General features: G+C 66.7%; 13 protein-coding genes. 3 read left to right on the top strand and 10 right to left on the bottom strand.

Translation table 11 applies throughout. From position 1 onward, the window contains the following. Positions 1-128: 128 nt before the first annotated feature. The 4 genes from ISN75_RS21905 to ftrA all read right to left on the bottom strand — a co-directional run bounded on the left by ISN75_RS21905 (position 129) and on the right by ftrA (position 4,165). Positions 129-503 (bottom strand): nuclear transport factor 2 family protein, encoded by a 375-nt coding sequence (locus tag ISN75_RS21905; RefSeq protein ID WP_168648768.1) that lies wholly within the window; start codon positions 501-503, stop codon positions 129-131. An 81-nt stretch (positions 504-584) separates the two neighbouring features. Continuing rightward, positions 585-2,171 carry a S10 family peptidase gene (locus ISN75_RS21910; RefSeq protein WP_167252958.1) on the bottom strand — a complete coding sequence of 529 codons (1,587 nt, stop codon included), beginning with the start codon at positions 2,169-2,171 and terminating at the stop codon, positions 585-587. Positions 2,172-2,257: 86 nt separating this feature from the next. After that, entirely contained in the window at positions 2,258-3,112 is an 855-nt protein-coding gene (locus ISN75_RS21915; RefSeq protein ID WP_343818310.1) for an EamA/RhaT family transporter, read from the bottom strand. A 54-nt stretch (positions 3,113-3,166) separates the two neighbouring features. Next, the gene (gene ftrA, locus ISN75_RS21920) at positions 3,167-4,165 is read right to left on the bottom strand and encodes a transcriptional regulator FtrA (protein ID WP_343818312.1); all 999 of its coding nucleotides are present in this window, start codon (positions 4,163-4,165) and stop codon (positions 3,167-3,169) included. Between the two features lie 80 nt (positions 4,166-4,245). Between ftrA and ISN75_RS21925 the strand changes: the two genes are divergently transcribed. Both ISN75_RS21925 and ISN75_RS21930 read left to right on the top strand, forming a co-directional pair. Further along, positions 4,246-4,644, top strand: coding sequence for a rhodanese-like domain-containing protein (locus tag ISN75_RS21925; protein WP_343818314.1), 399 nt, complete (start codon positions 4,246-4,248; stop codon positions 4,642-4,644). A gap of 451 nt (positions 4,645-5,095) precedes the next feature. Next, a complete protein-coding gene (locus tag ISN75_RS21930) occupies positions 5,096-6,700 on the top strand; it encodes a M4 family metallopeptidase (protein WP_343818384.1) in 1,605 nt (534 codons plus the stop codon). Between the two features lie 533 nt (positions 6,701-7,233). Here the strand turns inward: ISN75_RS21930 and eda are convergent. The 4 genes from eda to zwf all read right to left on the bottom strand — a co-directional run bounded on the left by eda (position 7,234) and on the right by zwf (position 12,109). Then, positions 7,234-7,887 carry a bifunctional 4-hydroxy-2-oxoglutarate aldolase/2-dehydro-3-deoxy-phosphogluconate aldolase gene (eda, locus tag ISN75_RS21935; RefSeq protein WP_168648771.1) on the bottom strand — a complete coding sequence of 218 codons (654 nt, stop codon included), beginning with the start codon at positions 7,885-7,887 and terminating at the stop codon, positions 7,234-7,236. Between the two features lie 21 nt (positions 7,888-7,908). Next, positions 7,909-9,729: a phosphogluconate dehydratase gene (gene edd / locus ISN75_RS21940; RefSeq protein WP_168648772.1), complete on the bottom strand. Its 1,821-nt coding sequence runs from the start codon at positions 9,727-9,729 to the stop codon at positions 7,909-7,911. Between the two features lie 85 nt (positions 9,730-9,814). After that, a complete protein-coding gene (gene pgl, locus ISN75_RS21945) occupies positions 9,815-10,528 on the bottom strand; it encodes a 6-phosphogluconolactonase (RefSeq protein ID WP_167252952.1) in 714 nt (237 codons plus the stop codon). Positions 10,529-10,639: 111 nt separating this feature from the next. Further along, the gene (gene zwf, locus ISN75_RS21950) at positions 10,640-12,109 is read right to left on the bottom strand and encodes a glucose-6-phosphate dehydrogenase (protein WP_167252951.1); all 1,470 of its coding nucleotides are present in this window, start codon (positions 12,107-12,109) and stop codon (positions 10,640-10,642) included. A 221-nt stretch (positions 12,110-12,330) separates the two neighbouring features. Between zwf and ISN75_RS21955 the strand changes: the two genes are divergently transcribed. Next, positions 12,331-13,083 carry a GntR family transcriptional regulator gene (locus tag ISN75_RS21955; RefSeq protein ID WP_167253761.1) on the top strand — a complete coding sequence of 251 codons (753 nt, stop codon included), beginning with the start codon at positions 12,331-12,333 and terminating at the stop codon, positions 13,081-13,083. A gap of 85 nt (positions 13,084-13,168) precedes the next feature. Here ISN75_RS21955 and ISN75_RS21960 read toward each other — a convergent pair whose 3' ends face one another. Next, on the bottom strand, positions 13,169-16,198 hold the full coding sequence (locus ISN75_RS21960; protein WP_167252950.1) for a TonB-dependent receptor: 3,030 nt from the start codon (positions 16,196-16,198) through the stop codon (positions 13,169-13,171). A gap of 453 nt (positions 16,199-16,651) precedes the next feature. Next, positions 16,652-19,585, bottom strand: a complete 2,934-nt coding sequence (locus ISN75_RS21965) for a TonB-dependent receptor (protein ID WP_243867883.1) — start codon at positions 19,583-19,585, stop codon at positions 16,652-16,654. Between the last annotated feature and the right edge of the window lie 453 nt (positions 19,586-20,038).

A 20,038-nucleotide genomic window follows, 5' to 3' on the forward strand; every position in this document is an offset into this window, starting at 1 on the left:
GAGAAAGTGACTCGGGCGCCGGCAGGCGTCCGAAATGCCCGCTGCATAAGCGGCCAAGTCGCGGTAACGCAAAAACCGGGCGACACCGCAAAAGTATCCCGCCCTACGCCAGGCCAACAAGCAAAGCATCACTCACTAAAATCAGCGATATAAACCAACTTACCCTCGCTGACGCGATATTCGCTGCGCCCAGTCAGCGCAATAGTCTGCCCCGCCCGCACCCCATTCGGCAGATCGATGGCAAAAGTGCCATCGAACAAAATATCCGCAGTGGCGGCATCCCCACCATGCTCCCGGAACGCCGTGATGATCTGCCGCCGCGCCGAAAACAAATGCAGCGAACTCTCCGCCAGATGGCGCAACTCAGCCACCCCCTGAGTGCGCACACTCAGTACACCCTTGGTGTAATTCTCGAACACCACGCCGGCATGCATCGTATCGAGCATGGCCGGCACGTCCATGCGGTTGTAAGCGGCGAGGTAGCGATCGATCAGGTCGCGCATAGGAGAATCCGGAGTCGGTATGGAAAGGGCGGGCGCGTAGCCCGCCAAGCATAGCAACTCGCGGACGCCCGCCGGCGGGCCTTACTTGACGTTGTCGGTCTCGCCGATAAATCGCGCCACGTTGTCGTGCAGCTTCTTCAGCGAGTCCTCGTGCGCATAGACCATATGGCCCGACGGATACCACTCGTAGGAGATGTTCTTCTGCAGCGAGGCGGGAATCGGCAGGTGGCGCATCTCGTAGTCGGCCGCGAAGTACGGCGTGGCCAGGTCGTAATAGCCGCCATGCAGGGACACGCGCAGATTCGGGTTGGTCTTCATCGCCTTGGCGAGATCCGGCATCACGTTGATCGGGCGCTCGCCGTCGCCGCCGGGGCGGCGGAAGTCCCAGTTGTCGATCGAGGCGAACAGCCGATACTGCTGGCCGTCGCCGTACTTCAGCTGCTTGCGCACGTAGTCGTTGAACGCGGCGACATAGGCGGCGCTGATCGCCGAGGACTGCGGGTCGTACTCGGAGTCCTTGCTCAGCGGATCGAGCGACGGGCCGGAAAAGCGGCCGTCCAGGCGGCCGGTGGTGACGCCGCCGTCGGATTGCAGCTGCTGCTCGAACATGCCGCCGGTGACGCGCAGGTCGGCCTTCAGCAGATAGGCCACCGGCAGGCCGGTGTACTGGTGCAGCTTCTCCGCCACCGCCTGCTTGCGCGCGTCGTCGAGGCGGCTGCCGGCCATCAGCGCCTGGGCATAGTCGTTCAGCGCGAACTGTTCCACTTCGCGCAGGAACGGCTCCAGCGCGGCCGGCTGCTGCGGCAGGCGGTGGTGGTAGAACGCCGTCGCGGCGAAGGTGGGCAAGGCCACGACATAGGGCACGTCGATGCCCGGGTTGGTCTCCGGACCGTCGATGCTGGTATCGAAGTTGAGGATCTGCGAGAGCAGGATCACGCCGTTGAGATCGACGCTGGACTGGTTCTCCAGGATATTGGCCAGCACCGCCGAGCGCGTGGTGCCGTAGCTTTCGCCGAACAGGTACTTGGGCGAATTCCAGCGGCCGTAGGTGGACAGGAACTGCGTGATGAACTGCGCGAAGGCATGGCCGTCGCCGTCCACGCCGTAGACCTCCTTGCGGCGCTCCTTCATCTGCTCGTCGCGCTTGCTCTTGTCTTCGTCCGCGGCGATCAGGCGGCTGAAACCCGCACCCGGCGCGTCGATGAAGACCAGGTCCGACGCATCGAGCAGGCTGTAGTCGTTGTTGACCAGGCCGTAGGGCGCGGCGGGCGTGTGGCTGTCGTCGGACGTGACCACGCGCCTGGGCCCGAACGCGCCCATGTGCAGCCACACCGTGGCCGAGCCCGGGCCGCCGTTGTAGATGAAGGTGACCGGCCGCTTGCCGGCGTCGGCGCCTTTCTTGAAGTACGCCGTGTAGAACATGCTGATCTGCGGCTCGTGCTCCTTGTCGCCCTTGCCGTGGATGATCAGGGTGCCGGCAACCGCCTTGTAGTCGATGCTCTTGCCTTCCACGCGCACGGAGCCGGTGCTCTCCGACGACTGCGGCTGCAGCAGCGCGGCGTCGGGTTTGCTTTCCTGGGGCTTGTCCTTGTCCTGCTTGTCGGCGGCCAGCGCCGAACCGGCGAGCAGCAGGGAGGCCAGGGCGGCGGCCAGGGGGAGCGTGCGCATCGGAGTTCCTTCGGGGAGGGGCTTGGAGTCCCCGAGCTTAGGCGCTGCAAGTGCCGGCTTTCACACGCCAGAAGTCATGCCTGCGCTCAGCCGCGCGTGGCCAGCACGATCGCCACGGCGGCCAGCGCCACGCCGGCCAGATTGAGCCGGCTGAGCTTTTCGCGGAAGGCGAGCGTGCCGACCAGGGCGCCCAGCGCCACCACGCCAAGGTTCATCGCCGCAAAAACCAGCGACGGTCGGTCGGCCAGGGCCTGGTGGGCGCGCACGTAGAACACGATGTTGCCGAAGTTGGCCAGGCCCAGCAACAGGCCGGCCAGCGCACCGCGCACGGTGAAGCGCATGCGCCCCGTGATGCGGCGGCCGAGCTGGATCGCGAGCGCCACCACCAGGGCCAGCGCGAACATCGCCTGCAGCGAAGCGGCGAACGGCGTGCCGGCCTGGGCCACGTGCTTGAACAGGATGTCGATCGCGGCGAAGCCCACGAACACGATCAGGGGCCACCACCATGCGGCGCTCGCTTCCGCCTCGTCCGCGCCGCCGCGCCACACCATGCAGGCCATGGCGACCAGGCCGACGCCGATGCCGGCCAGCTTGAAGGCGCTGGCCGCTTCGCCGAACAGCAGGAAGGCCGCCAGCAGCGACACGATCAGCGACAACCGCTGCGCCGCATCGCTGCGCACGATGCCGGCATGGCGCACCGAGGCGGCCAGCGCCAGGAAGATCACCGGCAGCAGCAGGCCCAGGCCGACGAAGCCGATCCACGGCGCACCGGGCCGCGCCAGCGTGTCGAGCGAGGGATGGAACACCCAGGCGGTGAGCGCGCTGGTGGCCACGTAGTTCCAGGCGACCGCCTGCCCCACGTCGATGCCGTGGCGCCGCGCCAGTTTCAGCAGGACGGACACCAGCACGCTGCAGCCGATGGCGAGGAGGATGTAGAGCATGGGTCGATGCCGGCGGGGAACGGGGCGCAGCTTAGCGGCGATGGGGCCGCTTCTCTATGCCCGCTGCCCCGCCAGCGCGAATCGCTCGCGGTAGCGCGCCGGGCTGAGCTTGATCGCGCGGCGGAAATGATGCCGCAGCGTATCGGCGCTGCCGAAGCCGCAGCGGTCGGCGATCTGCTCCACCGCCAGGTCGCTGCCTTCCAGCAGCTCGCGCGCCCGCGCCAGGCGTTCGTGCACCAGCCATTGCTTGGGCGAATGCCCGGTGGCTTCCTCGAAGCGGCGCAACAGGGTGCGTTCGCTCATGCGCGCGCGTTCGGCCAGCACGCTGATCGGCAGCGGCTGGTCGAGACGGCGGCGCATCCATTCCAGCAGCGTGCCCAGGGCGGCGCCTTGTTCCGGCAGCGGTGCCGGGATGAATTGCGCCTGGCCGCCGTCGCGATGGGTTGGCACCACCGCGCGGCGCGCCACCTGGTTGGCGATGCGCGGGCCGTAGTCGCGGCGGATCAGGTGCAGCGACAGGTCGATCGCCGCGGCGCTGCCGGCGGAGGTCATCACCTTGCCTTCGTCGACATAGAGCACGTCGGGTGCGAGCCGGATGCGCGGATAGCGCGCCGCGAGCGTCTCCGCGTAGCGCCAATGCGTGGTCGCCGCGCGATCGTCGAGCACGCCAGCGGCGGCGAGCACGAACACGCCGGAGCAGAACGACAGCAGGCGCGCGCCACGCTTGTGCGCCGCGCGCAGTGCATCGAGCAACGCGGGCGGCGGCGCGGCATCGGCGCCGCGCCAGCCGGGGACGATGATGGTGCCGGCGCGGGAAAGGCCTTCCAGCCCGGCATCCGCCCGCACGCTGAGGCCGCCGGCTGCGCGCATCGCGCCGCGATCCACGGCGCAGGAGGTGAAGCGGTACCAGCTGTCCAGTTCGGGCCTGGCGATGCCGAACATCTCCACCGCGATGCCGTACTCGAAGGTGCACAGGCCGTCGTACACCAGCGCCGCCACGTTGCGGTTGGCGGGGCCGGTCGGAGTGCTCGCACGCTTTGGCGGTTTCTTCATGATGCCTGGCATTCTTGCCAATGTCGGCGGCGGCCGCCAGTGCCCACACTGGCACCATCCTCAGCACGGAGTACCGCCCCATGAGCAGCGTCGTCCACCGCGTCCCCGCCGCCGCCAGCGCGCAGGCCCTGGCCCATTTCCAGGCGCGCCTGGGCTTCGAAACCGACTGCGCGGACGTGCACTACGCCACGCAGCACGAGGACAAGGATTTCGTCCTGCTCGACGTGCGCACGCCGACCCTGTACGCCGCCGGCCACTTGCCTGGCGCATTGAACGTGCCCACGCGCACCATCAGCGAGCAGCGCTTGAGCGAGTTCCTGGCCGATACGTTGTTCGTGGTGTATTGCGCCGGCCCGCATTGCAACGGCGCCAACAAGGCGGCGGTGAAGCTGGCGCAGCTCGGACGGCCGGTGAAGGAAATGATCGGCGGGCTGACCGGATGGATCGACGAAGGCTTCGGGCTTGAACGCGGCGTGTAAATAGCTGCCTTCACCATTGCTTCGGTACTCACGCTTGAATCCTTCTCCCTCCGGCGATCCGAAGGTAGTCCCCGTGGGAGAGAAGGTGGCGGCAGCCGGATGAGGGTCCGGCCGGAGCGAAGCACATCACTCTTGCGCTCCGCGCGTACCCTCACCCCAGCCCCTCTCCCAGTGGGGGAGGGGCTCTGCATTGCAGTACTTCGCGAGCATTTCTCGCCATCGAAATTCGATGCACATCACACCCGCCACTTGCGCGAGCCTTGCGTGATAGACCCGTGAAGAACTTACGAAACATTCCTATGTTCTTGCGATGGATGCACCCGGAGGATAGCCGCGCTCAGGGGAGGGATCTCTAGGGAGCTTTCTTATCGGTGCCTGTTCGGCGGCATGCGCAACGCATGCGGCCGCGCTGCCCTTTTGCCCACTTTTATCCAGGAGTGTCGTGATGTCTTTGAAGCCTTACGTCCTGAGCCTCTCCATCGCCGCCGCGCTGACCGTCGCCGGCAGCGCGCAAGCTGCACGTTTCGATCATCTGGCCATTGCCGGCGTCGCCAAGGGTCTCGCCAAGCAGCAGCCTGCCGCGCTGCAGGCCGACAGCGACGACGCGTTCGAAGCGACCGACGTGATCGTCGATCCCGACGGCACGGAACACGTGCGCATGCAGCGCAGCTACCGCGGCCTGCCGGTGATCGGCGGCGACGTGGTCGTGCACAGCAACAACGGCCGCTTCCGCGAAGCCAGCCTCACCCTGCGCGGCCGCGGCCGCCCGAGCCTGTCGCCGCGCACCACGGCCGAAGAGGCACAGCTTGCCGCCGGCAAGGATTTCAACGGCGAGATCGAGAGCATCGAGAGCCGCGGCCTGGTGATCTATGCGCGCGGCGCCAAGCCGGTGCTGGCCTATGAGGTGAACGTGCAGGGCGCGTCCGACACCTTCGGCACCGCCAACATGCGCTACTTCGTCGATGCCTCCAGCGGCAAGGTGCTGGACCGCTGGAACCTGTTCCAGACCATCGCCGCCAACGGCACCGGCAAGTCCCTGCTGGTGGGCAACGTGGGCATCGTCACCAACTCGGTGAGCGGCGGCTACCAGATGATCGATCCCTCGCGCGGCAACGGCTCGGTGTACGACGCGCAGGGCAGGAACGACACCTCGGCGAACCTGCGCAATGCCACGCTGTTCACCGACACCGACAACACCTGGGGCAACAACGCCGAGAGCGACCGCGCCACCGTGGCCGGCGACATCGCCTACGGCGTGTCCAAGACCTGGGACTATTACAAGAACGTGCACGGCCGCAACGGCATCTTCAACGACGGCAAGGGCGTGAAGAGCTATGCCCACGTGAAGATCAATGTCGGCGGCGGCACTTACACCTCCAACAACGCCGCCTGGAACGGCAGCGCGATGGAATACGGCGACGGCGGCACTACCTGGTTCCCGCTGGTGGCGGTGGACGTGGCCGGCCACGAGATGAGCCATGGCGTGACGCAGGCCACCGCCGGCCTGGCCTATTCCGGCGAGTCCGGCGGCTTGAACGAAGCGAACTCCGACATCTTCGGCACCATGGTCGAGTACTACGCCAACAACGGCACCGACGCCCCGGACTACCTGATCGGCGAGAAGATCTACCGCAGCAATCCCAACGGCACCACCGCGCTGCGCTACATGTTCAAGCCCAGCCTGGACGGCGCCTCGGCCGATTGCTGGAGCAGCTCGGTGGGTTCGCTCAACGTGCATTACAGCTCGGGCGTGGGCAACCACTTCTTCTATCTGCTGGCCGAAGGCGCCGTAGTGCCGGCGGGCTTTGGCGCGGGCAGCTCGGCCAACCTGACGGCGGCGAAGCTGGTGTGCAACGGCAACACCGCGGCCGGCGGCATCGGGCGCGATGCGGCGCAGAAGATCTGGTATCGGGCGTTGACGGTGTATATGACGTCCAACACGAACTATGCGGCGGCGCGTACGGCGACGCTGAAGGCAGCGGCGGATCTGTATGGCACGACGTCGACGCAGTATGCGGGTGTGGCTTCGGCGTGGAGTGCCGTCAGCGTCAACTGAGGTTGGCGAGTGATGGAGTGATATGGCCGGCCCGGGTAACCGGGCCGGCTTTTTGCTGTCGCTCGATTCAAGGTTATGGCCAGCACCGACCCCTCACCCCGACCCTCTCCCCGGAGGGGAGAGGGGGATGCAGCGCGCGGCGAAAATCGGGCGAAGAGCACGCGGCGCAGCCGCGGCGTTCCGCTTGTGCGCTTCTGCTCTTGATCTACCGGGTCCCCTTGGCGCCGGCGGTGAGGGCTGGACGAAAAGGCCCCGCAGGGGGCGAGGACAGGACGTCCTCGCCTTTTTGATCAGGGCATGGATGCCCTGTCAAAAAGCCCGGCCAGCCCTCACGGACCCTCAGCAGCTGCGCTGCTGAGGGCGCCAAGCAGGGTGCCCTTTCTTCTTGGTTACTTCTTCTTTGGGCACGCAAAGAAGAAGTAACTCGCCCCGCGGCAGCGGGGCGAAGCACTCGCCGTAGGCGAGACACCCACGCGTCAACGCAACAACCGAGCGATACCGTTACTGGATCCCGGCCTACGCCGGGATGACGATCAAGGGCGAGCCTTGAGCTGCGCTGCCTCACGCGCCAGCGCCTCGATCCCTGCCCAGTCGCCAGACTTCAACTTATCCACCGGCGTAAGCCACGACCCCCCCACGCAAACCACATTCGGCAGCGAAAGGAATTCCGGCGCACTCGCCAGGCTGATACCGCCAGTCGGGCAAAAACGAATCTGCGGCAGCGGACTAGCCCAAGCACCGAGCAGCTTGTGGCCGCCCGCCGGCACCGCCGGAAAAAACTTCAAATGGCGATAGCCACGTTCCAACAGACTCATCGCCTCAGACGCAGTCGCCACACCCGGCAGCAAAGGCAGGTCGCTGTCGTCGGCCGCCGCCAGCAACTTCGGCGACACACCCGGCGACACCGCGAACCTCGCGCCAGCCTGCCGCGCATTCTCCAGATCCCGCGGCGTCAGCACCGTACCCACGCCCACCACGGCGCCCTCCACCTCCGCGGCGATCGCGCGGATCGCCTCCAGCGCCGCCGGCGTACGCAAAGTCACCTCGATCGCCGGAATCCCGCCGGCCACCAGCGCGCGCGCCATCGGCACGGCCGCCTTGGCATCGTCGATGATCACCACCGGCACCACCGGCGCCAGGCGTAGAGTGGCTTCGACTTGCTGCTGCTTGGTTTCGATGAGGCTCATGGGGAATCCTGGGAAGAAAGGTCAGAGCACGCCGGCGCCGAGATCGGCTTCGACCGCGGCCTGGCGGAACAGGCCGAACAGTTCGCGGCCCATGCCGCTATGGTGCGGCGAGAGGTCGGCCGTGGCCGGCGCGCGGCTGGCAAATTCAGACGCATCCACCAGCACGTCGAGCGTGCCGCGGGTGGCGTCGAGGCGGATCAGGTCGCCGTCGCGGATCTTCGCGATCGGCCCCTGCGCCTGCGCTTCCGGCGTGACGTGGATGGCCGCCGGCACGCGCCCGGAGGCGCCCGACATGCGGCCGTCGGTGAGCAGGGCGATGCGGTAGCCGCGGTCCTGCAGCACGGCCAGCGTGGGGGTGAGCTTGTGCAGCTCCGGCATGCCGATCGCACGCGGCCCCTGGAAGCGCACCACCGCGATGAAGTCGCGATTGAGTTCGCCGCGCTCGAAAGCCTTGCGCACGTCGTCCTGGTCGTGGAACACGATGGCGGGCGCCTCGATCACCTGGCGGTCGTCCGGCACCGACGACACCTTGATCACCGCGCGGCCGAGATTGCCGGCGAGCAGGCGCAGGCCGCCGTCGGCGCGGAACGGTTCGGCGATGCCGCGCAGCACGCCGCGGTTGCCGCTTTCCTTCGCCACCGGAGTCCACTGCACGGTACCGGCATCATCGAGCGACGGTACCTGGGTATAGCCGTCCAGGCCGGTGCCGAACACCGTGCGCACGTCCGCATGCAGCAGGCCCGCGCTCAGCAGCTGGTCGATCAGGAAGCCCATGCCGCCGGCTTCGTGGAACTGGTTCACGTCGGCATAGCCGTTCGGATACACGCGCGCCAGCAGCGGCACCACCGAGGACAGCGCGTCGAAATCGTCCCAGCGCAGCTGGATGCCGGCCGCGCGCGCCATCGCCACCAGGTGCAGCAGATGGTTGGTGGAACCGCCGGTGGCATGCAGGCCGACCACGCCGTTGATGATGGCGCGCTCGTCCACGACATGGCCGATCGGCAGGTGCTGCCCGCCCTTCGCGCTCAGCGCGGCGACGCGGCGCACGGCTTCGGCGGTGAGCGCGTCGCGCAGCGGCGTGTCCGGCGCCACGAAGCTTGCGCCCGGCAGGTGCAGGCCCATGATCTCCATCAGCATCTGGTTGGAGTTGGCGGTGCCGTAGAAGGTGCAGGTGCCCGGCGCGTGGTATGCGGCGGCTTCCGCTTCCAGCAGCTCGGCGCGGTTGGCCTTGCCCTCGGCATAGGCCTGGCGCACCTTGGATTTCTGCTCGTTGGTGATGCCGCTGGGCATCGGGCCGCCGGGCACGAAGATGCCGGGCAGGTGGCCGAAGCTCAGCGCGCCGATCAGCAGGCCGGGCACGATCTTGTCGCAGATCCCTAAGTACAGCGTGCCGTCGAACATGTCGTGCGACAGCGACACCGCCGTGGCCATCGCGATCAGGTCGCGCGAGAACAGCGACAGCTCCATGCCGGCGCGCCCTTGCGTAACGCCATCGCACATCGCCGGCACGCCGCCGGCCACCTGCGCGGTGATGCCGGCTTCGCGCGCCACCTGGCGGATGAATTCCGGATAGCGCTCGTACGGCTGGTGCGCCGACAGCATGTCGTTGTACGAGGTGACGATGCCGAGGTTCGGCGCATGGCCGTCGCGCAGCGCGGCCTTGTCGTCCGTGCCGCAGGCGGCGAAGCCGTGCGCGAGGTTGCCGCACGAGAGCCGCTCGCGGTGCGTGCCGCCGGTGCCGGCCGCGTCGATGCGCGCCAGGTAGGCGGCGCGCGTGTCGCGGCTGCGTTCGCGCAGGCGTTCGGTGACTTCGGCAAGGACGGGATGCAGTGGCGTGCTCATGCGATGGCTTTCGATCGGAGAAGAGAGGGAGAAGCGGGAAACGGGCGTTGAGGGTCGCCCGTTCCCCACTCCTGGCGTCCGGTGCTCAAGGGCACCAGTACACGGCGACCGGCACGCGCGGCTGGGTCAGCACGCTGCGTACCGGGTAATCCTTGCCGGCGCCCAGGCCGAGGCGGGCATCGGCGAGCAGCTGGCGCTTGGTGTCGCCTTCGATGTGCAGATACAGCGCCTGCGTGTCGAGCAGCGCAGGCAAGGTGAAAGTGATGCGCGGCTCGCCGGCGCCATTGGCGCGCATCGGCAGCACCTGCGCGGTGCCGGCCAGGTCCAGCGCTTCGGCAAGGCGGTCGCCACCGGGGAAGAACGATGCGGTATGGCCGTCCGTGCCCATGCCGAGGATCACCGCGTCGAACGGAAACGGCAGCGCGGCGATGCGCGCGCGCACCGCGGCGACGCCGGCTTCGGGCGTGGGCATGTCGGTATACAGCGGCACGAAGTGCGCGGCGGAGGCGGCGTGCTGCAGCAGGTCGGCCTTCACCATGCGCGCGTTGGAGCGCTCGTGGCTTTCCGGCACCCAGCGCTCGTCCACCAGGGTGACCTGCACTTTCGACCAGTCGAGTTCCGCGCGCGCCAGCTGGCGGAAGAAATGCACCGGCGTGCTGCCGCCGGAGACCGCGAGCAAGGCCTGGCCGCGCGCGGCGATGCCGGCGCGCAGGCGTTCGGCGACGCGTTCGGCCAGCGCGCGGGCCAGCGCGTGGCAATCGGTGAAGCTGTGCGTGGTGACGTCGGTGTGCTCGGGCATGGCGGTGGGAGGAAGCGGTGGGCGCGCTCGCGCCGGCGGGGTTATCGAGTGTAGGTGGGGGCGTGCAACGCGACGGTGAAGCCAGGCTGCACCGTCGCGGGTGGTGCGGCCTTACTCGCTGTCTTCGTTCCAGGTGCGGCCGTCGCGCTCGATCAGCGCCACTGCCGCGCTCGGACCCCAGGTGCCGGCGGTGTACGGACGCGGCGCCTCGCCGCTGGCGCCCCAGGCATCCAGGATGGGGCCGGCCCAGTGCCATGCGGCCTCGACCTCGTCGCGGCGCATGAACAAGGTGGGGTTGCCGCGCACCACGTCCAGCAGCAGGCGTTCATAAGCATCCGGCTGCGATACGCCGAAGGCTTCGGCGAAGCTCATGTCCAGCGGCACGTGGCGCAGGCGCAGGCCGCCGGGGCCGGGGTGCTTGATGGTGAGCCACAGCTTCACGCCTTCGTCCGGCTGCAGGCGCAGCACCAGGCGGTTCTGCGAGAGCGGGCCGGCCGAGGCGTCGAAGATCGAATGCGGCACCGACTTGAACACCACCACGATCTCGGACACGCGCTCCGGCAGGCGCTTGCCCGTGCGCAGGTAGAACGGTACGCCAGCCCAGCGCCAGTTCTCGATCTCGGTCTTCAAGGCCACGAAGGTTTCGGTGTGCGACTTCGAACCGGGGCCGAGTTCTTCCAGATAGCCCGGCACGCTCTGCCCTTCGGCGGCGCCGGCGCGGTACTGGCCGCGCACGGTGTACTGGGCGGCGTTGGATTCGTCGATGGGCCGGAGCGAGCGCAGCACCTTGAGCTTCTCGTCGCGCACGGCGTCGGGCGACAGCGAGGACGGCGGCTCCATCGCCACCATGCACAACAGCTGCAGGATGTGGTTCTGCACCATGTCGCGCAGCGCGCCGGCGCGGTCGTAGTAGGCGCCGCGGGTGCCGACGCCGAGCGTTTCGGCCACGGTGATCTGCACGTGGTCGATATGGCCGGCATTCCACAGCGGCTCGAACAGGGCGTTGCCGAAACGCAGCGCCAGCAGGTTCTGCACCGTTTCCTTGCCGAGGTAATGGTCGATGCGGTAGGTCTGCGACTCGTCGAAGATGCGGCCGACCGCGTCGTTGATCTGGTTGGCGCTGGCCAGGTCGCGGCCGATCGGCTTCTCCAGCACCACGCGCGACTTGCCGCGGTTGAGGCCGTATTCGCCCAGGCGATTGCAGATATCGACGAAGAGCTCGGGCGAGGTCGACAGGTAGAACACCCGCACGTGCTCGGGCTGCTCGCCGATCAGCGCGGCGAACGCGTCCCAGCCTTCGTCCTTGCGCGCGTCGAGCGAGCGGTAGGCGACCTGCTTGAGGAATGCGTCGACCTGGTCCTTGGCGCCGCCGGCCTCGAGCAGGGCCTTGCGTATGTTGCCGCGGTAGCCGTCGTCGTCCAGCCCTTCGCGGGCGATGCCGATCACGCGGCTGCCGGCGGGGATCTGGCCGTCGAGGAAGCGATGGAACAGGGCGGGCAGCAGCTTGCGCAGGGCAAGGTCGCCCGTGCCGCCGAAGATCACCAGGTCGAAGGCGTCGACCAGGGGGGGAGAAGCCGTCACTGCAGTCACCTCAGGGATAGGGCGTAGACGGAGGCCGGCGTTTTCATCCGGCCCGTTCGGTGCATCCTAACGTACCAGTCAAATACCAGACAACACCACTTCGCGCGGACCGCAAGATGGCGGCCTTCCGGACCCGGCTGGAGGCCAAGTGGTAACCCCTGCAAGGCCCGGTTTCAAGGCGCGCTTGTGGAATTGGTATGGTCATTGGTATGTTGGCCGCCATGGAAACCGCCCTGGTCAACGAATACTTCCGCCTGAGCCGCGACGCGGCCACCCACCAGCCACTGGCATATCTGCGGCTGCGCCGGGCCATTCGCAATGTGGTGGAGCACCGCGACATCGAGCCCGGGCAGGCCCTGCCCAGCGAGCGCGACCTGTCGCGCGCGCTCAGCCTGTCGCGGGTGACCGTGCGCAAGGCCATCGCCGGCCTGGTCGAGGAAGGCATTCTTACCCAGCGGCATGGCGCGGGCACCTTCGTGGCCGAGCGCATCATCAAGCCGATGTCGCGCCTGACCAGCTTTACCGAAGACCTGCGCGCGCGCGGCCTGAATCCGCGTTCGGAGTTCTTCGAGCGCGGCATCGGCGAAGTGACGCCGGAGGAATCGATGGCGATGAACCTCTCGCCCGGCGTGCAGGTCGCCCGCCTGCACCGCGTGCGCTATGCGCGCGAGGAGCCGCTGGCGATCGAGCGCACCGTGGTGCCGGCCAGCGTGCTGCCGGATCCGCTGATCGTGCACGACTCCTTGTATGAAGTGCTGGAAAGCCTGGGCTGCCGCCCGCGCCGCGCCCTGCAGCGCCTGCGCGCGGTGTCGCTGGGCGCGCAGCAGGCGCGCCTGCTGCACGTGCCGACCGGCAGCGCGGGGCTGAATATCGAGCGGCGCAGCTTTCTCGACGACGGGCGCGTGGTGGAGTTCACCGTGTCCTGGTACCGCGGCGACATCTACGACTTCGTGGCCGAGCTGCATACGGACTGAGGTCCGCGCAAAAAAAACGCCGCCGGGGATGCCGGCGGCTCGCTTCGGATGAAAGGCGCCGGCGCGAGGCCGGCGCCGGTGTGGCTTACAACGAGAAGTCGTAGCGCACGCCGAACTGGAAGTAGCGCGGCTGCTGGAACGCCACCGGACGCAGATAGTCGACGCTGCGCACCGGCTTGCCGGTGGCGCTGCTGATCGAGCTCTCGCCCACTTCGATCACCGCCAGTTCTTCCTTCTTCGAGAACACGTTGAACACGTTGGCGGTGAAGGCCAGCGGCTGGTTCTCGCCCGCCCAGGTCGGACGGTATTCGGCGTTGAGGTCCAGCGACCAGGTCCACGGCAGGCGGCCCTTCGAGCCGCGCGGGCTGGGTTCGAAGTTGCACTCGAAGTACGAGGCGCCGTAGTGGATCGCGTCGACCGGGTCGAAGCCGATGCAGTTCTTCGGACGGCCCGAGGCCACCGCGAGGTTGGCGCCGAACAGCCATTCCTTGGTGGCCTGGAAGTAGCCGTAGGCCTTCAGCTGGTGCTTGCGGTCGTTCGGCAGCGGGCCGTTGGTGAACTGCATGATTTCCGGCGCGTCCCAGTCCTGCGTCACCGACGGGTCGAGCTGGCCGATGTCGGACTTGAGCTGGCCTTCCGAATTGCCGTAGCTGCGCGAGAAGGTGTAGTCGACGCGGCCGTACCACTGGTCGCTGAACTGGTGTTCCAGGTACAGGTCCAGCGAATAGTACTTGCGCTTCAGGTCCGGGAACGACACGCCGGCCGGCGTGGTGAAGTCTTCCTTGGTCAGCTTGAACGGCACGAAGTTGCCCTGACCGGTGGTGTCCACCAGGAAGGTGTTGGACTCGCCCGGGTTGAACAGGTAGCAGCCGGCGATGCGCGCGTTGCTGATGTCGATGTTGTTGCGCGCGGCGTACTTCTCGAACGGGCGCGAATCGCAGAAGTCGTCGATCGAGCTCTTCAGCTTGCGCAGGGTGGCCTTGGCGCCGAAGGTCCAGTTCGCGCCGAGCGTCTTGTCGAAGCCCAGGATGTACTCGTCCTGGTAATAGGCCTTGAGCTTCTGCGCGGCGACGCTGCGGGTGTCGGGCGTGGTGCCGTCCTCGCCGTTCAAGTAGCTGCGCGAGCCGAGCTGGGTCAGGCCGGTGGGTTCGCCGTTCGGGCCGACGCCGCTGTAGGTGTAGTACTCGCTGTAGTAGTTGGACGCCGAGGCGCCGCGGATGGCCACGTTCGACGGGATCGCCAGGTGGTAGCGGCCCGCATTGGCGTACACCTTGAAGCTGGAGTCGCCGAACACGTCCCAGGTCAGGCCCAGGCGCGGCGCCAGCTGGTGACGCTGCTTGACGTAGACCTGGCCGGCGCCGTTGAGGTTCTTGAACTGCTCGTTGCGCAGGCCGACATAGGCCAGCCAGCGGTCGTTGACCTGCCAGCGGTCTTCGATGAACTGCGCTTCCTGCTCCACCTTCACGCTGGCGCCGGTCTGGAACAGGCGCTTCTCGGCCACGTACTGGGTGCCGGGCGGCGGCACGATGTCCGGGCGGCCGGTGACCGGGCCGGCATTGCGGTAGACCCAGCGGTAGCCGCCTTCATAGACGTTGCCGGCGGTGGATTCGAGCGTCTGGTTGTCCACGCCCGCGCGCAGGTCGTGGTCGCCCAGGCGGTATTCCACGTCCAGGCGCCAGCCGTGCGTCTTGTCCTGCGCGCCCTTGCCCAGCACGGTGCCGTTGACCAGGCCGCAACCGGTGATCGGCGTGCCGACGCCCGCGCCCTGGCGCGAATCGAGGATCCACGGGCAGTTCGGATTGGCGGCGTAGCCGAGGTTGCGCACGTGCTCGGTCTTGCTGCGGCCGTACAGCGCGTTCACCGTCAGGCTGTCGGTGATGTAGCCGGTGTACTTACCGATGTAGACGTCGCCGCCCGGCTGCGAGCCCGGGCCGGAATCGAAGTTCTTGGTCTTGTCCGAACCGAGGTAATCGGTGGTGTGGAAGGTCTTGTAGTCGTAGCGGTAGACTTGGCGATCGATATTGGTCTTGTCCGACAGGCCGGTCAGTTCCAGCAGGTGGTTGTCGGTGATGTTCCAGTCGATCTTGGCCAGCCACTTGGTGGCCTTGCTGACGTCGTTGGTCTGCTGCGGCGTGGTGATCGGCAGCACGGTGCGGCCGGTGGTGCGGGTGAAGTCGCCGGCGGCGTACAGGAACAGCTTGTCCTTGATCAGCGGACCGCTGACGTAGCCGGTGTACTGCTCGGACGATGTCTTGTTGTCGGCGCGGTACTGGTACAGCTGGCCGTTCTCGCGGTAGATGCTGCGCGGCGAATCGCGGAAGTACTGCGGAATGACGTACATGCCGACGCCACCCTTCCAGGTATTGCCGCCACGCTTGGTCACCACGTTGATCACGCCGCCGGTGGAGCGGCCGTACTCGGCGCCGTAGCCGCCGGTGTAGATCTGCTGCTGGTCGATCGCGTCGTACGGCAGGCTGGTGAAGCCCAGGCCGGTCAGCGCGTTGGTCACGGCGTAGCCGTTGATGTAGTACTGGTTCTCCGACGCCGACGAACCGCCGAACGAAGCCACGTTGCCGTAGCGCGAGTCGCCCGACACCACGCCCGGCGCCAGCAGCGCGGCGGCGGTGACGTTGCGCGCCAGCGGCAGCTTCTGCAGCTGTTCGGAAGTGAGCACGGTGCGCGAGTCCACCGCCGACACGTCGATCGCCGGCAGCGCATTGCCGATCACCTGGATGCCTTCCAGCGTCTGCGCATTGCCGGATGCCGCGGTGGCCGCGCCGGTGAACGAGACATCCACGCCGCCGCCGAGCGCGACCTGCACGTTGTCGCGGCTTTCCAGCGTCTTGCCGTCCTTCTGCACGCTGACCTTGTAGCGGCCGACCGGCAGCGAAGCGGCGCGGTAGCGGCCGTCGGCGTCCACCCCGATGTCGCGGGCGAAGCCGGTGTCCAGGTTTTCGATATGGATGGTGCTGCCGGCCTCGGCCGAGCGGCCGAAGATGACGCCGGAGGCATTGGACTGCGCCATCGCCGTGCCGGCGAGGCTCATGCCCAGCGCGAGGGCGAGGGCGGTACGGCGGCACACCGCCGCGTGACGCGGTTGGCGGAACGTCTGCATTGGTTGATCTCCCCGAGAAATCCAAAAGGACGGGCGAAAAGTTCGCCCCAAAGCGTCGCGGGAAATCGCGGCAGGTCCCTTCGAAAGCGGATCGGCGGAAAGCGGCAGGCGACCCCTCGCCTGGCGCGCTTCGCAACTTCTCGCGGGTCGCTCGCCGACCTTAGAGGGGGGTCGGAAAGGGAGTCAACAAAAAACTAAGATTTTTTCTTAGGCGGAGTCATGCACTGATACGCTTGCAACACCTTGTATGGAAAGCAATTTGGAAAAATCGCCCGGCAAGAAAAAAAGTGAATAAATACTTAACGTACACCGACGCGACCGGATCGTAGGAATTTCACCCCCCCTGCCAGCAGGGAATCGCGGCCGTGTGCGCAAAAAAAGGCCGCCGTTCCCGGCGGCCAATTCGGGGAGATACGCGCCCGGCGAAGCCAGGCGCGCTTTCCTCTGTCGTTGTTATAGCGAGAAGTCGTACCGGGCTTCGAACTGCACGTAGCGCGGCACCTGGAAGCTGATCGGACGGTTGTAGACCGGGTCGGGCACGCCGACGTCGGTTTCGCCCAGATCCTGGCGGCTCAGCACCTTCTGGCTGTTGAGCACGTTGAACACATTCGCTTCCAGCGTCAGGTTGTCGCCAGCCCAGTGCGGCTTGTACTGCGCGCTCAGATCCAGCTGATAAGCCCACGGCGTGCGGCCGCGCGAGCCACGCGGAGCGATCTTGCCGTCGCAGTAGAAGTACGCCTCGCCGTACTGGATCGGATCGCCCGGGGCCACGCCGATGCAGTTCTTCGGACGGCCCGAGTAGATCGACACGTTGGCGCCGAACATCCATTCCGGCGTGGCCTGGTACCAGCCATAGGCTTTCAGCTGGTGGCGGCGGTCGTTCGGCAGGTTGCCGTTGGCGCCGAGCATCAGCTCGGGCGCATCCCAGTCCTGCGTCACCGACGGATCGGCCTGGCCGATGTCGGACTTCAGCAGGCCTTCGGAGTTGCCGAAACTGTGCGACAGCACGTACTCGACCTTGCCGTACCACTTGTCGCTGAACTGGTGCTCCAGGTACATGTCCAGCGCGAGGTACTTGCGCTTCAGGTCCGGGAAGCCGAGGTCGGCCTTGGTGAGCTTGAACTCCTGGAAGTTGCCGTTGCCGGTCACGTCGACCAGGAAGTTGTTGCCCTTGCCCGGGTTGAACAGGTAGCAGCCGTTGAGCACGGCGTTGCTCATGTCGATGTTGTTGCGCGCCGCGTACTTCTCGAACGGACGCGTATCGCACATGTCGTCGATGATGTTCTTCAGGTTGCGATAGATCGCCTTCGCACCGAACGTCCAGTTCGAACCCAGCTGCTTGTCGAAGCCCAGGATGTACTCGTCCTGGTAGTAGGCGCCCAGGCCCTTCGCCGCCACCGTGCGCGGATCGGGCGTGGTGCCGTCGGCGGCGTTGAGGTAGTACACGCGGCCATAGGGCTGGAAGTTGATCGGGCGGCCCTGCGCATCGACGCCGGTGAAGGTGCCGTACTGGCTGCTGTAGGTCGAAGCCGAGGCGCCGCGGATGGCCACGTTGGCCGGCACGGCCAGGTGGTAGCGGCCGGCATTGGCGTAGACCTTCAGGCTGGAGTCGCCGAACACGTCCCAGCTGATGCCCAGGCGAGGCGCGAGCTGGTGGCGCTGCTTGGCGTAGGACTCGCCGCTGCCGTTGAAATTGTTGAACTGCTCGTTACGCAGGCCGATGTAGGCCAGCCAGCGATCGTTGATCTGCCAGTGGTCTTCGATGTACTGCGCTTCCTGTTCCACGCGCACGTTGGCGGCGGCCTTGAACACGCGGTAGTCGACGTAGTTCAGCGTGCCGGTCGGGAAATGGATGTCCGGACGGCCGGCGATGTTGCCGCTCGCCGGAGCCAGCGTGTAGATGTAGCGCTGGTTCGACTCGTACGACGTGCCCGAATAAGACTCCAGCGTCTGGTTGTCCACACCCACGCGCAGGTCGTGGCTGCCGAGGCGGTACTCGATGTCCAGACGCCAGCCGTGCGTCTTGTCCTCAGCGCCCGGGGCGAGCAGGTTGCCGATCAGGTAGCACGCCGGCGGACGCACGAGCGCGCCGCTGGCATTGCGGTACTGGCCGCTGACGATCGGGCACGAACCGCCGCTGGCCGAGGTCGGCGTCTGCGTGTGCACCGACTTGCTCTTGCCGTACAGCGCGTTGACCGTGAGGTTGTCGGTGATGTAGCCGGTGTACTTGCCGATGTAGAAGTCACCGCCCGGGGTCGGGTTGGCGCCGCCGGAATAGTTCTTCAGATCGACCGTGCCGCGCTTGGCGCCTTCGGCGAGCGTCGGGGTGTAGCTGTAGCCGTAGACCTGGTCCTGCTCGGTCGTCTTGTCCGAGAAGGCGGTCAGTTCGAGGATGTGGCTGTCGGTGATGTTCCAGTCGATCTTGCCCAACCAGCGCGGCGACTTCACGTCGTAATACGCCACCTGTTGCGCGGTGGCCGAGGCGATGGTCTTGCCTTCCTGCTTGGTGAAATCACCGGTCAAATAGATGAACAGCTTGTCCTTGATCAGCGGACCGCTGATGTACGCACCGTATTCCGTGACCCACGACTTGTTGTCGTTGCGGTACTGGAACAGCGTGTTGTCGGACGGCTGGATGATGTTGCGCGGATCGGAGCGGAGGAACTTCGGAATCCACAGCGCCATCACGCCGGCCTTCCATTCGTTGGTACCGCGCTTGGTGATCAGGTTGACCACGCCGCCGGTGGAACGGCCGTACTCGGCGCCGTAACCGCCGGTGAACACCTGCTGCTGGTCGATCGCATCGAACGGCAGCTGCGCCAGACCCAGGTTGGTCAGCGCGTTGGTCACCGAAAAGCCGTTGATGTAGTACTGGTTCTCGGCCGCCGAAGCGCCGCCGAACGAAGCCACGTTGCCGTAGCGCGAGTCGCCCAGCACGGTGCCGGGCGCCAGCAGGGCGGCCGCGGTCACGTTGCGGGCCACCGGCACCTTGGACAGCTGCTCGGCGGTCAGCACGGTGCGGGAGTCGACCGACGACACGTCGATCGCCGGCAGCGCGCTGGCCACCACCTGCACGCCTTCGAGGTTCTTCGCCTCGCCGGCCGCGACCGCAGCCGCGGTGAAGCTCACTTCGGTACCGGTGCCGACCGCCGCGAGCACATCGTTGCGGGTATCGACGGTGGCGCCATCCTTGACCAGGGTGACCTTGTAGCGGCCGACCGGCAGCGAGGACGCGCGGTAGCGGCCGGACTGGTCGACGCTGATGTCGCGCGCAAGGCCGGTGTCGATGTTTTCGATATGGACGGTGTTGCCGCGGGTAGCGTCAACGCGGCCGAAGATCACGCCTGATGCGTTCGACTGCGCCTGCACCACTCCGGCAAGGCTCATTCCCAACGCAACGACGAGTGCGGTCTGACGCCAACGCGGCGCGCGACCAGCGTGCTGGTACTTGATCATCTGTGTTCTCCCCATGATGGCCTGAAGGCCGACAGGCGCAAGGCGCCGAAAACGCCTAGCGCAAGAATGCGTGTGGGGCATTCGTAAGCCCCGGATCGCAGCGAGAGAACTTCCCCAAGCCTCGTCGCGCCGCACGCAAGTTCCCGCGGTAAGCGGTCCGAACATAATTGCGAAAATCGCTGGGCGTCAACAAAATATTTACGCTTACGCGAAGCTTACGAAGCTCACTGAAACAATGACTTAGGCAAACAAATGAAATATTACCCGGAGCTTGCGTAAAACCTTCGCGAAACTTGCTTCCGGACAATATTTGGTGGCCAAACCGTCAAGAAATGACAGAAATGTCGGCCATGGGAAACGATGATGATCGCAGGAACAGGCGCC

Source organism: Dyella marensis (assembly GCF_049532885.1).
GTDB classification, from domain to species: Bacteria; Pseudomonadota; Gammaproteobacteria; order Xanthomonadales; family Rhodanobacteraceae; genus Dyella_D; species Dyella_D marensis.

Excerpts from the sequence above, each read along its gene's own strand:
- ISN75_RS21905 (WP_168648768.1), bottom strand. The coding sequence starts at position 503 with ATGCGCGACCTGATCGATCGCTACCTCGCCGCTTACAACCGCATGGAC.
- ISN75_RS21910 (WP_167252958.1), bottom strand. The coding sequence starts at position 2,171 with ATGCGCACGCTCCCCCTGGCCGCCGCCCTGGCCTCCCTGCTGCTCGCC.
- ISN75_RS21915 (WP_343818310.1), bottom strand. The coding sequence starts at position 3,112 with ATGCTCTACATCCTCCTCGCCATCGGCTGCAGCGTGCTGGTGTCCGTC.
- ftrA (WP_343818312.1), bottom strand. The coding sequence starts at position 4,165 with ATGAAGAAACCGCCAAAGCGTGCGAGCACTCCGACCGGCCCCGCCAAC.
- ISN75_RS21925 (WP_343818314.1), top strand. The coding sequence starts at position 4,246 with ATGAGCAGCGTCGTCCACCGCGTCCCCGCCGCCGCCAGCGCGCAGGCC.
- eda (WP_168648771.1), bottom strand. The coding sequence starts at position 7,887 with ATGAGCCTCATCGAAACCAAGCAGCAGCAAGTCGAAGCCACTCTACGC.
- edd (WP_168648772.1), bottom strand. The coding sequence starts at position 9,729 with ATGAGCACGCCACTGCATCCCGTCCTTGCCGAAGTCACCGAACGCCTG.
- pgl (WP_167252952.1), bottom strand. The coding sequence starts at position 10,528 with ATGCCCGAGCACACCGACGTCACCACGCACAGCTTCACCGATTGCCAC.
- ISN75_RS21955 (WP_167253761.1), top strand. The coding sequence starts at position 12,331 with ATGGAAACCGCCCTGGTCAACGAATACTTCCGCCTGAGCCGCGACGCG.
- ISN75_RS21960 (WP_167252950.1), bottom strand. The coding sequence starts at position 16,198 with ATGCAGACGTTCCGCCAACCGCGTCACGCGGCGGTGTGCCGCCGTACC.
- ISN75_RS21965 (WP_243867883.1), bottom strand. The coding sequence starts at position 19,585 with ATGAGCCTTGCCGGAGTGGTGCAGGCGCAGTCGAACGCATCAGGCGTG.